Here is an 11,562-nt window from a genome sequence, read left to right as displayed (position 1 = left end):
CCCGGAGTACACCATGAAGAAGACCCTGACCGTCCTGATCGCTGCCGGTACCCTGCTCGGTGCAGCCGCCTGCACTGCCACCCCGCAGATGACCAGTGAGGAAACCTGCGCCCGCATCAAGACCATCACCTCGTCGCCGACGTCCAGTTCGGACAAGTTCGGTATGACGCGGCTGGCCAACCAGATCCGGCCCATCGAGGCGAAGGCCTCCGAGGAGCTGCAGGCCCCGCTGCAGTCGATCCTGGACTACCTGGATGAGGCCGCGAAGAAGGACACCGACTCGGCCAAGCTTGAGGAGCTGAAGGCCGAGTACACCGCGGCCGGCCAGAAATTCTCCCAGACCTGCGGCGCCGCCCAGTAAGGCAGGGCCAGCGGCATTAAAAGGGACCGGTTACCCCGGTCCCTTTTTTGTGGCGTGTTTTGCCCTGCGGGCCGGCGCGGCCGCAGCTTCCGGCGGCTACTTCCGGCCGATGAACCAGTCCTGAAGCTTCCGCAGCCGCGTCTGCAGCTGCTCTTCGTTGGCCTGGGCGACGGCCGGGCCGCCGCACACGGTCCGGAGCTTGGTGTGGATGACGCCGTGCGGGGTTCCGGTCCGGGCGGACCAGGCCGCGACGTTCTTGGCCAGCTCGGTGCGCAGGTCCATCAGCATTCGGTGGTCCGGCACGGCCGGCACGGCCTCGGCGGCGGCTTGGGGTGCCCGCTTGTTCTTGCGGTTGAGCTGTTCGTGCTGGCGCTGGCGCAGCAGGGTACCGACCTGTTCGGCGTCGAGCAGGCCGGGAATGCCGAGGAAGTCCAGCTCGTCCTCCGAGCCCACCTCGCCGCCGGTCCCGAACTCGCCGCCGTCGAACAGCACGCGGTCGAAGGAGGCCTGCGAGTCGAGCGCCTCGAACTTGCCCTTCATCAGGGTGTCGGAGGCTTTCTCCTCGCGGTTCGCCTCGTCCATCAGCGAGTCCTCGGGATTGAACAGCCCGTCGGCGTCTTCCTTCTCCGGCCGGTCCAGGGCATGGTCGCGCTCGGCTTCCATGGAGTTCGCCAGCGCCATCAGCTGCGGCACGGAGGGCAGGAACACCGACGCCGTCTCGCCGCGCTTGCGGGCACGCACGAAGCGGCCCACGGCCTGGGCGAAGAACAATGGGGTCGACGTAGAGGTCGCGTAGACGCCGACGGAAAGCCGCGGGACGTCCACGCCTTCGGAGACCATACGGACCGCAACCATCCAACGCTTGTCGCCGGCGGAGAACTCCTCGATCTTGCTGGAGGCCTTCGCGTCGTCGGAGAGGATGACGGTGGGTGATTCGCCGGTGATTTTCTTCAACTGGCCGGCGTAGGCCCGCGCGTCGTCGTGGTCGGTGGCAATCACCAGGCCGCCGGCGTCGGGCACGGTGCGCCGCACCTCGCTGAGGCGCTTGTCCGCCCCGGCCAGCACGGCCGGGATCCATTCGCCGGCCGGGTTCAATGCCGTCCGCCAGGCCTGGGACGTGATGTCTTTGGTGACCGCGGCTTCGCCCAGGGAGGCGGCCATCTCGTCCCCGGCGCTGGTCCGCCAGCGCATCTGGCCGGAGTAGGCCATGAACATCACCGGGCGGACCACATGGTCGCGGAGGGCCTTGCCGTAGCCGTAGGTGTAGTCGGCCTTGGAGCGGCGGATGCCGTCGCGGTCCTCGGCGTACTCGACAAACGGGATCGGCGAGGTGTCCGAACGGAACGGGGTACCCGTCAGGGACAGGCGCCGGGCCGCGGGATCGAAGGCCTCGCGCAGGCCGTCACCCCAGGACAGCGCTTCGCCGCCGTGGTGGATTTCGTCGAGGATCACCAGCGTGCGCGCCGCCTCGGTCTTGGCCCGGTGCAGCATCGGCTTGCTGGCCACCTGGGCGTAGGTGACCGCGACGCCGATGAAGCCGCGGCCGTGCTGGCCGTCAGCGTTCTTGAAGTTCGGGTCGATCGCGATGCCGACCTTCGCGGCAGCGTCGGCCCACTGGCGCTTGAGGTGGTCTGTCGGGGCCACAATCGTCACCCGGTTCACCACGCCGGCCTCGATCAGCATCGAGGCCACGCGCAAAGCGAACGTGGTCTTGCCGGCTCCGGGGGTGGCGACCGCCAGGAAGTCCTTGGGGTGGCCGCCGAAGTAGCTGTCCAGTGCTTCCTGCTGCCAGGCGCGCAGCTTCGGGGCGGTACCCCACGCGGCCCGCTCGGGATACGCGGGCGGCAGCACGGGTCCGCCAAAGAGTGTCTCTGTCACTTAGGAGTCCTCCCCTCCGCGCACGTCAGCCGGTTCCGGAGAAACCCAATTAAGCACAAAAACACCAATCTTTTTCGGATGAACCGGACAGCAGGAACGCGGCGGATCCCGCAGCGCGGGGCGGCAGCGCCGGCACGGCGCCGGCAGCCCCAACGGACCCAGCCCGCTGCGGGTGGCCTAATTCGATGGCCCTATTTCCCGGAGTCTCCGCCGTCGCCGCCCGGGCGGAGGCCCTCGTAGACCTCTTTGCACTCCGGGCAGACCGGGAACTTCTTCGGATCCCGGCCCGGCGTCCACACCTTGCCGCAAAGGGCTATGACGGGTTCGCCCGACAGCGCGGATTCCATGATCTTTTCCTTGCGCACGTAGTGCGAGAAGCGCTCCCGGTCGCCCGGCTCCACTTCCTGGCGCAGTTCCTCGCGCTCAATCGTAGCCGTCGACGTCCCGGCTCCGGAGAGCTCACGCATCGGGTCGTTTTCGAGGGGATCCGTCATGCTGGTCATGACATCCATCTTAGCCGCTGGTACGGACGGAATCTCGACGGCGGATTCCGGCGTGGGACGGATTGCCGTCGTTACAGGCCCTGCCAGCGCGGCTTGCCGTCGAAGCTGTGCCGGTAGTAATCGGCGAGTCGGAGCGAGGAGGCCGCCGCCTCGTCCAGGAGGACGGAGACGTGGGGATGCAACTGCAGGACCGACGCCGGGCAGATGGCGGCCACCGGTCCCTCGGCGAAGTCGCGGACGGCCTGTGCCTTCTGCGCGCCGGTGGCGAGGAGGATCACATGCCGGGCGTCCAGGATGGTCCCGAGGCCCTGGGTGAGGACGTGGTGCGGCACCTCAGCCAGGCTCCCGAAAAAGCGGGCGTTGTCCCGCCGCGTCTGCTCGACCAGGGTTTTGATCCGGGTCCGGGACGCGAGCGAGGACCCCGGTTCGTTAAAGCCGATGTGGCCGTCCGTGCCCACCCCGAGGAGCTGGAGGTCCACTCCCCCGGCGGCCCTGATCGCGTCCTCGTACGTCCGGCAGGCCGCGGGAATGTCGCCGGCCTCCCCCTCGGGTCCGCGGACGTTGTCCGGGCTGATGTTCACGCGGCCGGTGAATTCGCGCCGGATGACTTCGCGGTAGGACTCGGGGTGCCCCGCCGGGAGCCCGACGTACTCGTCCAGGATGAAGGCCCGGGCACGGCTGAAGTCGAGGCCGCCGCGCTCATGCCGCTGTGCGAGCTCCTCGTACACCGGCAGCGGCGACGATCCGGTGGCCAGGCCCAGGACGGCGTCGGGCTTGCGCCGCAGCAGGGCCTCGATCGCGTCGGCGGCGAGCGCGGCAATCGGCCTGCTGCCGGCAAGGATCACGACTTCCATGACGGCAGGCTATCCCACTCCGGCCCGCACGGGCCCGGGCCGTCAGACCCGGTCAGCGGTTGACGGCCAGCTGCGCCAGCAGTTCCGGGGTGCGCGAATCAAACCATTTGCCGCCCAGCCGCACCCCGGCGATGAACAGCGCGAAGCCCAGCACCGGGCCGAGGAGCAGGCAGATCCAGCCCGGCACGGCGCTGCCGCCCGCGAGCTGCAGCGCCACCAGCGCCAGCTCCGGGCTCACCAGCAGCAGCAGCACCGCCATGCCGCCGAACTGCACGGCAAGGGTCTGTGCCACGTTGCCCGGCGGCTTCTTGAACGGGCTGTCGCCGGGCAGCGGCACGGGCACGGTGTAGCGCGCCGAGACCACGGAGGACAGACCCAGCCCGGTGAACAGCACCCCCAGGGCCAGGCCCAGGATGCCGGGCAACAGCGACCAGTCGCCGGTGAAGAACATCGGCAGGACGCTGAAGGCCAACACGACGGGCAAAGCGAAGACCAGGCACGCCACGGCCCTTCCGAGTCTGTCGTGCAGGCCGCGCACGCCGGCCGAGACGTGCAGGGCAAAGGCCGTGCTGTCGTAGGAGACATCCGAGGCGATGGACCAGGCGAGCAGGAAGGCGGTCAGCGGACCGACGAACAGCAGGATCCCGTAGAACCCTGTCTGGCTGGCCTGGAAGAAAAGCAGCACCGGCAGCAGCGGCACCACCACCAGGGCGCCGGCGTAGCGTGGATCGCGCAGCCAGTAGCTCAGCGAGCGCGCAACAATGGCCCCCGTGGGGGTGGCCGGAACCAGGGCGAACAGCCCCAGCCCTGATGCTTTCTTTTTGGCGGTCCCGGCGTAGGGCGGTGTGACGAGCGCGCGCTGCAGCAGGAACTTCCAGCACAAGGCAAGGGCCGCCAGGGTGGCGGCGGCGATGAGCAGCTTGAGCGCGGCCGGACCAAAGTGGCCGGCGGCAAGCTCTCCACCGAGGGCCCAGGCTGCCCCGGCGGGCGTCCATTCGAGGACCCGCGCCAGCTCAGTCACAAACTCGGCGTTGCCGGCGATTCCGCGGGCGACGCCGGCCACAATTGGCCCCATCAACACCAACGGGATCAGGAACGCCACCGCGCTGACGTCCTTGAAGCGCCGGGAACTGGCCAGGCTCACCGTGCCGGCAGTGACCACCTTGGAGAGCACGACGCACGTGAGCACGCCGAGGACCGCGCCGGCCAGGGCACCGGCCGCGGCCAGGAAGCCACGGGACCAGGTGCCCACGGTGGCCAGCGCCACGAGCGTCGTCGCCGCCCCCGGAATGCCGATCAGCCCGGCCAGCGCCAGTCCTGCCAGCAGTTGCGGCATCGGCACGGCAAAGGTCGTGAACCTGGCCGGGTCCAGCGTCATGTCCGCGGCGGACGCCACAATCGGAATGACCGCCCAGCCCAGGACCGCGGCGGCGCCGCCCAGCACCACCACCGTCTGCGCCGTCGCGACGTCGGCCTGGCGCAGGAGCAACAGCCCGGCGACGCCGAGCCCCACAATGCCCAGGGCGTACAGCGCCCCGATGCCCAGGCCCACCAACTGCCAGGGGCTGCGCCGGAGGCTGTTGCGCAGCAGGGTGAGCTTGAGCCTCAGAAGGTGCGCAACCATTCCAGCCCTTCCGTATGGCTGCGGCCGCCCACCAGCTGGACAAAGCGGTCCTCAAGCGACTCGCCCGCGCGCACCTCGTCCACGCTGCCGGCGGCCAGCACCCGGCCGGCGGCCACGACGGCGACGTGGTCGCACATCCGCTGCACGAGGTCCATGACGTGGCTGGAAACGATCACCGTGCCCCCGGACGCGACGTAGCGGTCCAGGATGTCACGGATGTTGGCGGCGGAGACCGGGTCCACCGATTCGAACGGCTCGTCCAGCACCAGCAGCCGGGGCGCGTGGATCAGCGCCGAGGCGAGGGCGATCTTCTTGGTCATGCCGGCGGAGTAGTCCACCACCAGCGTGCCGGCGTCCTGGCTGAGGTCCAGTGCGGCGAGCAGCTCCGCCACCCGCGACGCCACCACCTCCCGGTCCATGCCGCGCAACAGGCCCGCGTAGGTCACCAGCTGCTCGCCGGTCAGCCGGTCGAAGAGCCGGACCCCGTCCGGCAGCACCCCCATCAGCTTCTTGGCCTCCAACGGGTGCTGCCAGACATCCACCCCGTGGACCAGTGCGGTGCCGAAATCCGGCCGCAGCAGCCCGGTGGCCATCGACAGCGTTGTGGTCTTGCCGGCGCCGTTGGGGCCGACGATCCCGTAAAAGGAGCCGGCCGGGACGTCGAGGCTGATGCCGTCGACGGCGATCTTGGTGCCGAAGCGTTTGGCCAGCCCGCGCAGGGCCAGCGCCGGGACGTGCGGTTGTTCGAAAGTCATGACGTTAGACTAACCGCCGCGGCCGCCTAAAACGTGTGCCGCGGGATGGCCCGTTCGTACTGCGGCGGCCAAGCCAGCTCGTGGCCCAGTTCGAAGGCGGCACGCAGCCACCAGTGCGGGTCCCGCAGCGCGGCACGGGCGATGAACACGCCATCGGCCTGCCCCGTGGCGACGGCGTGCTCGGCCTGTCCTGCCGAGGTCAGCAGCCCCACAGTCCCGGTCCGGACACCGGCTTCGCGCCGGATCCGGGCGCTGAATCCGGTCTGGTAGCCGGGGCCGACCGGGATCGACTGGTGCGCCACGGCCCCACCGCTGGAGACGTCCACGAGGTCCACCCCGTGTTCGCCGGCTGCGCGGGCCAACCGCACCGAGGCTTCGGCGTCGATGCCGCCGTCGGCCCAGTCGGAGGCGGAGATCCGCAGCAGCAGCGGCATCGAGTCCGGGATGACGTCCCGGACGGCGTCGATCACTGCCAGGGTCAACCGGTTGCGCCCGGTCTCGTCCCCGCCCCAGCTGTCGGTCCGGTCGTTGACCAGCGGGCTCTGGAACTGGTGCAGCAGGTAGCCGTGGGCGCCGTGGATCTCGATCGTGTCGAAGCCGGCGCCGACAGCCCGGACGGCGGCGGCGGTGAAGTCGGCGATCACGCCGTCGATCTCTTGCTCTGTCATGGCCGACGGCGGGGCGTAGCCGTCGAAGGCGCCGGTGCCCGGGCCCAGGGTGTTCCAGCCGCCTTCGGAGGCGGGCACGGTGCCGGATTTGCCGGAGAACGGCCAGTAGGAGGAGGCCTTGCGCCCGGCGTGCGCCAGCTGGGTCCCGATCTTGGCGTTCGCGGACCCGTGGCGGTGCACGAAGGAGACGATCCGCTCCCATGCCTCGGCCTGGGCGTCGTTGTAGAGCCCGGCGTCCCGGGGGCTGATCCGCCCGGCCGCGTTAACGGCGGCCGCCTCGGTCAGGATGAGGGCGGCTCCGCCGGTGGCGAAGGAGCCGAGGTGCATCAGGTGCCAGTCGTTGGGCACGCCTTCGCCGGTGTCGGGTTCGCAGCTGTACTGGCACATCGGCGAGACCCAGCCGCGGTGCTCCAGCCGCAGCGAGCGCAGCTCCAGCGGGGTAAACAGCGCGGAGCCCACTAGAACAGCACCCGCGCGAGGTTCTGCCGGGCCTTGGCGACGCGGTCATCGGATGTTCCCACCACGTCGAAAAGCTCCAGCAGGCGCACCCGGGCGGTTTCCCGTTCAGGGCCGAAGTTCCGGCCGATGAACGTCACGATCCGGCCCAGGCCGTCCTCGACGTGGCCGCCGGCAATGTCCAGGTCGGCGACGGCGAGCTGGGCCTCCAGGCTGTCCGGCTCCTGGGCGGCACGGCCGCGGAGTGCGTCCGTTTCCGCGGCGGACAGTGCCTGCAGGCGGCCCATTAGCTCGACCTGCGCCAGGCCGGCCTTGGCCTCAGCGTCGGCGGGCATCTCGGTCAACGCCTGCCGGTAAGCCGCGGCAGCGCCGGCGTAGTCGCCGGCCTCGATGGCGTCGAACGCCTTCTGGTGCAGCGGCGGCAGCGGCGGAGCCTCGGGCTCGGCGGCCCCGGGTCCGCCGGCTCCGATCCGGCCGGTCACGCCGTTGGCCCCCGCAACCTTGAGGAGTTCGTCAAAGAGGCTGCGCACCTGCTGCTCCTCGGCGCCGCCCTGGAACAGCGGCACGGGCTGGCCCTTGACCAGCGCGACGGCGGTCGGAACAGCCTGCACCTGGAACGCCTGCGCGAGCTGCGGGAAGGCTTCAATGTCGGCGGCGCCGAGGACCAGCCGGCCCTCGTAGCTTTCGACGATCTGCTCCAGCACATCCACGAGCTGCGCGGACCCGGGCGAGTAGCTGGCCCACAGCGCAATCACCACCGGAACCTGGGCGGAAAGGTCCACGAGCTCCTGGAAGTTGGCCTCGGTGACGTCCACGCGCAGCGGCGTACCGGTGGAACCGCCCCCGGGTTCACCGGGGGCCGTGCCGGCAGCCCCCGGGGCCGGCGGCCGGCCCGCCCCGGCGCCCGCCGGCGGCGCGGGGCGCTGCTTCAGCGAGGAGAGGTCGACGGCGCCCCGCAGATTGAGCGGGTTGGCTGCAGCTGGAGGGACCGGGCGGGAAGCTGGCGAAGTCATAGCTCCACTCTATCCACTACGCCCCACGCAGCAACGACCGGGCCGCGATTGCGGCCCGGTCGTTGCGGTGTGGCTCCGGCCGGGGTGCCGGCCGGACAGTGTCCTGCTGGAGGCTACTTGATTTTTGCCCCGACCAGGCCGCGGGTGGCGGCAACCAGTTTCATCGGATCCTTGGAGCCGGTCGGCGGGACGTAGACGGCCACGGCTTCGGCGAAGCTCAGGACCATACCCGTGCTCGTCTCCTTGCCTCCGGCCAGGGCCGCGGCGTCGTTCCCGATCGTCAGCTTGTCGCCGGAGTTCTTCGGCGTCCCGTCGAAGGCGAAGTCCAGCCGGCCCAGGACCAGGGCGCCGCCGTCGGCAGTGCGGAACACCACGGTGTCCTCAGGAACAACCTTGTGGCTGAAGCTGAACTTGCCGTTCGTGCCCGACTTCACCACGTCCTTCTGGTACGCCAGGGTGTCAGCAATGTACGGCGAGGACTGCCCCTCGGTGAGCTTGTCCTTGAAGCTGGAGTCAGCCTTGGTCAGCCGGTCGGCCAGCCCGGACAGCGCCTCCTGGCCGCTGTACAGCAGCCCGGACTTGTCCGAGGCCGCCAGGGTTTCGGTTCCCCCGCGGTTGATACCCGGGAAGGTGGTGCCCGGCTGCAGCGGGGTAGCCCCGACCAGCTTGTAGTTCTCCCGCGGGGAGGCCTGCACGAGGGTCAGCAGCTGCGGGACAACGTTGCCGTCGCCCTGCGTCACCGCCATGACGGACCTCGGCCAGTCGCGCTTGTTGCTGACTACTGTGGTGAGGAGCTTCGTGGCGCGCACCGGCATCCGGGGCTCATAGCTCCCCACCTTGGAACGGATCTTGTAGTTCTGCTTGCGCACCTCAAGCTCGGTCGCCCCTACCCGGGGCGTGAGCTTGGCGGCGTCCTTGGCCGCGTCGCCGGCGTCGACGGCGCTGGCGACCTGCTCAAGGATGCGCCGGAACTGCGCGTCCAGCAGGACCGGAGCATCGGCATCCTGGCCTGCAGCCGAGGGCGAGGAACTGCTCGGCGAGGGCGAGGGAGCCTGGCTGGCCTGCGCCGCGACGCCCGTGCCCGCTACCGCGGCGGCGGTCAGCAACGCTACCGCAACGCCGGAGCGGCGGCGGAAGGCTGACGGGGCACCAAGGCGTTCAACACTGCTGTCGCGGGCCGGGGCGGCGCCCGGGGCACCGCCGGCGTCCGTGGCGGCGACCTTTGCCTTGGCCTTGGCCCGCGCGCGTTGTGCAAACAAGCTGCCCTTCGGAGTGCCCCCGCCGGAGCCGCCGGCTGCACCGCCGTCGCCGGCGTTGCCCTTGTTGTCCCGCGCCGGCTTGATCAGCAGCAAGGCAGCGCCGGCCAGGATCAGCAGGCCGCCCAGGACCATGAACGGAACGGCCCAGGGAGTGGACGTGTCGTTCGGGAACGTCATCGAAATCGACGAGGGGGCGGGCTTGGAGCCGTCCGAGGCGAGCAGCAGCGCCCAGTCCCCGTCCGCCGGCGCCGTCCAGGAGTAGTCCAGCTCGCCATTGGCGTTCTCCGTCGTGACCCACAGGTCGGAGCCTGCCGGGGACGGCGCCTTGGCGTCGCCGTCGGCGTGGTCAAGCTTCAGCGACTTGCCGTCGTCCGAGACACCGGAAACGGTGTTGTGGGCGGTCTTCCCAACCCACGCATCGACGTCGTCCGGCCGGCCGGCGGCGAGGATGAAGTTGCCCTCCCCCTTGACGTGGATCTTCACCGTGCCGCCGTGCAGGGTTCGCAGTTTCTCGTCGAAGACGGTCAACGGAGCGGCGGTGCCGCCCGTGGGTGCGGTGGCGGTGACGGTCTCGGCCGGAGCCCAAACCGTGTTCTGGCCGATTCCGGCCAGCAGTGTCAGGAGGCCGAGCAGCACAAGTGCGACTGCAGTCTTGAAACGCAAAATATTACCTATCATCAGCGGACACGTAGCTTTAAGAGTAACCGTTTTGTTACCTGAGAGTCAGATCGGGGTCTTTGTCAAGCCCCTCAGCGGCCTCATCAGGCGCTGCTGGCCCGCCAGTTCGCAAGGCTGCTGATAGTGTTTGCGGTGATCATCACACCCGGCCCGCAACCGCGGTTTTGCAGGGAATTTTCGGAGAAAAAGGGCCTTCAACGCAGTGACTGAACCCACGGATGTGTCCCCCGCAGGACACCCCGCAAGCCAGGAATCCGCCAGCCAGCCACACGGCCCGCACGAGCCGGCCCCGCAGCCCTCGACGCCGCGCGCGGCCGCGGCGGGCTTCCTGATTTCGATGGCGCGCCGCCTGCGGCAGCCGCTGCCCGGCGCCCAGCCGCGCCTGCGTTTCGAGATGCCGCCCGAACACGACGAGGAAGCCGCACCCGCCCCGGACAGCGAGAGCACCGCAAAGTTCGGCGCTCCCGGTCCGCGGATGTCGTCCCAGCACCCGCTGTACGTCGGCTTCATGGGGACGGTCGGCGTGGGCGCGGCCCTGCTGGTTTACTGGATCGGCTCCAACACCACCCAGCTGCTGCTCTGGATCGTCACCGCACTGTTCATTGCGCTCGGCCTGGATCCCGTGGTGCGCTGGCTGGAAAGCAAAAAGGTGCCTCGGCCGGCCGGAATCCTGGTCTCCGTCGCCGTGCTGGCGCTGGCCGTCACCGGTTTCTTCGCCACGTTGATCCCCACAATCGTCCAGCAGGTGACGCAGGTCGTCCAGGAAGCGCCGCACTGGATCCAGGACTTCATCGACTCTGACTTCTTCCGCACGGTGGACAGCCAGTTCGGCGTGCGCGACCGGATCAGCCAGGAACTCGAGAAGTTCGTCAACAACCCGGAGGCCATGAGCGGCATCTTCGGCGGCGTCGTCGGGTTCGGCTCCACCGTGGCGAACGGCCTGTTCGGCGCCCTGATCGTCCTGGTCCTCAGCCTTTACTTCCTCTCGGCCATGCCGGCCATGAAGAAGTGGGGCTACCGGCTCGCCCCGCGGTCCCGCCGCGCGCGCGTCGAGGCGCTGTCCGAGGAGATCACCGGATCGGTCGGCAACTACGTGATCGGCCAGGTCTGCGTGGCGCTGCTGAACGCCACCTTTGCCTTCATCGTGATGTCGATTGTGGGGGTGCCGTTCGCCCTGCTGCTCGCGTTCGTTGTGGCACTGCTCGCCTTCATCCCCCTGGTCGGCGGCATGATCGCCGGCGTCCTGGTCACCCTGATCGCCCTCACCGCGGGCTGGCAGACGGCCGTCGTCTTCGCGATCTGCTACTTCGCCTACCTGCAGTTCGAGGCGTACTTCATCTCGCCGCGCATCATGCAGAAGGCAGTCGCAGTCCCCGGCGCGGTCGCCGTGATCTCGGTGATCGCCGGCGGCAGCGTCCTAGGCGTGCTTGGCGCCCTGATCGCCATCCCCACGGCCGCGGCGATCATGCTGCTGGTCAAGGAAATCTTCATCGTCCGCCAGGACAAGCACTAG

At 69.5% G+C, this 11,562-nt stretch carries 10 protein-coding genes; 2 read left to right on the top strand and 8 right to left on the bottom strand.

Annotated features, from left to right (window positions below; all coding sequences use genetic code 11):
- Positions 1-13 precede the first annotated feature (13 nt).
- Complete coding sequence (locus AB4Y91_RS04865; RefSeq protein ID WP_441417373.1) at positions 14-361, top strand: hypothetical protein; 348 nt, start codon at positions 14-16, stop codon at positions 359-361.
- A 96-nt stretch (positions 362-457) separates the two neighbouring features.
- Here AB4Y91_RS04865 and AB4Y91_RS04860 read toward each other — a convergent pair whose 3' ends face one another.
- The 8 genes from AB4Y91_RS04860 to AB4Y91_RS04825 all read right to left on the bottom strand — a co-directional run bounded on the left by AB4Y91_RS04860 (position 458) and on the right by AB4Y91_RS04825 (position 10,049).
- The gene (locus tag AB4Y91_RS04860) at positions 458-2,239 is read right to left on the bottom strand and encodes a DEAD/DEAH box helicase (RefSeq protein WP_441417372.1); all 1,782 of its coding nucleotides are present in this window, start codon (positions 2,237-2,239) and stop codon (positions 458-460) included.
- 191 nt (positions 2,240-2,430) lie between these two features.
- Complete coding sequence (locus tag AB4Y91_RS04855) at positions 2,431-2,742, bottom strand: DUF3039 domain-containing protein (protein ID WP_441417371.1); 312 nt, start codon at positions 2,740-2,742, stop codon at positions 2,431-2,433.
- Positions 2,743-2,813: 71 nt separating this feature from the next.
- A complete protein-coding gene (gene nagB / locus AB4Y91_RS04850; RefSeq protein ID WP_441417370.1) occupies positions 2,814-3,596 on the bottom strand; it encodes a glucosamine-6-phosphate deaminase in 783 nt (260 codons plus the stop codon).
- 52 nt (positions 3,597-3,648) lie between these two features.
- Positions 3,649-5,220, bottom strand: coding sequence for a transporter (locus AB4Y91_RS04845; protein ID WP_441417369.1), 1,572 nt, complete (start codon positions 5,218-5,220; stop codon positions 3,649-3,651).
- Complete coding sequence (locus AB4Y91_RS04840) at positions 5,202-5,975, bottom strand: ABC transporter ATP-binding protein (protein WP_441417368.1); 774 nt, start codon at positions 5,973-5,975, stop codon at positions 5,202-5,204. Before AB4Y91_RS04840 ends, AB4Y91_RS04845 begins: the two co-directional genes overlap by 19 nt.
- 26 nt (positions 5,976-6,001) lie before the next feature.
- Positions 6,002-7,102: an NADH:flavin oxidoreductase/NADH oxidase gene (locus tag AB4Y91_RS04835; protein WP_441417367.1), complete on the bottom strand. Its 1,101-nt coding sequence runs from the start codon at positions 7,100-7,102 to the stop codon at positions 6,002-6,004.
- On the bottom strand, positions 7,102-8,112 hold the full coding sequence (locus AB4Y91_RS04830) for a co-chaperone YbbN (protein WP_441417366.1): 1,011 nt from the start codon (positions 8,110-8,112) through the stop codon (positions 7,102-7,104). The genes AB4Y91_RS04835 and AB4Y91_RS04830 overlap by 1 nt, the downstream gene beginning before the upstream one ends.
- Positions 8,113-8,225: 113 nt before the next feature.
- A complete protein-coding gene (locus AB4Y91_RS04825; RefSeq protein ID WP_441417365.1) occupies positions 8,226-10,049 on the bottom strand; it encodes a hypothetical protein in 1,824 nt (607 codons plus the stop codon).
- Between the two features lie 337 nt (positions 10,050-10,386).
- On the opposite strand from AB4Y91_RS04825, the gene AB4Y91_RS04820 reads away from it, so the two are divergent.
- Complete coding sequence (locus AB4Y91_RS04820) at positions 10,387-11,562, top strand: AI-2E family transporter (RefSeq protein WP_441417859.1); 1,176 nt, start codon at positions 10,387-10,389, stop codon at positions 11,560-11,562.

Origin of the sequence: Arthrobacter sp. YAF16 (genome assembly GCF_052113385.1) — a bacterium.
Taxonomy (GTDB): domain Bacteria; phylum Actinomycetota; class Actinomycetes; order Actinomycetales; family Micrococcaceae; genus Arthrobacter.
This window is presented reverse-complemented; position numbering and strand designations above follow the sequence as displayed.

Excerpts from the sequence above, each read along its gene's own strand:
- AB4Y91_RS04865 (WP_441417373.1), top strand. The coding sequence starts at position 14 with ATGAAGAAGACCCTGACCGTCCTGATCGCTGCCGGTACCCTGCTCGGT.
- AB4Y91_RS04855 (WP_441417371.1), bottom strand. The coding sequence starts at position 2,742 with ATGACCAGCATGACGGATCCCCTCGAAAACGACCCGATGCGTGAGCTC.
- nagB (WP_441417370.1), bottom strand. The coding sequence starts at position 3,596 with ATGGAAGTCGTGATCCTTGCCGGCAGCAGGCCGATTGCCGCGCTCGCC.
- AB4Y91_RS04845 (WP_441417369.1), bottom strand. The coding sequence starts at position 5,220 with ATGGTTGCGCACCTTCTGAGGCTCAAGCTCACCCTGCTGCGCAACAGC.
- AB4Y91_RS04840 (WP_441417368.1), bottom strand. The coding sequence starts at position 5,975 with ATGACTTTCGAACAACCGCACGTCCCGGCGCTGGCCCTGCGCGGGCTG.
- AB4Y91_RS04830 (WP_441417366.1), bottom strand. The coding sequence starts at position 8,112 with ATGACTTCGCCAGCTTCCCGCCCGGTCCCTCCAGCTGCAGCCAACCCG.
- AB4Y91_RS04825 (WP_441417365.1), bottom strand. The coding sequence starts at position 10,049 with ATGATAGGTAATATTTTGCGTTTCAAGACTGCAGTCGCACTTGTGCTG.
- AB4Y91_RS04820 (WP_441417859.1), top strand. The coding sequence starts at position 10,387 with ATGGCGCGCCGCCTGCGGCAGCCGCTGCCCGGCGCCCAGCCGCGCCTG.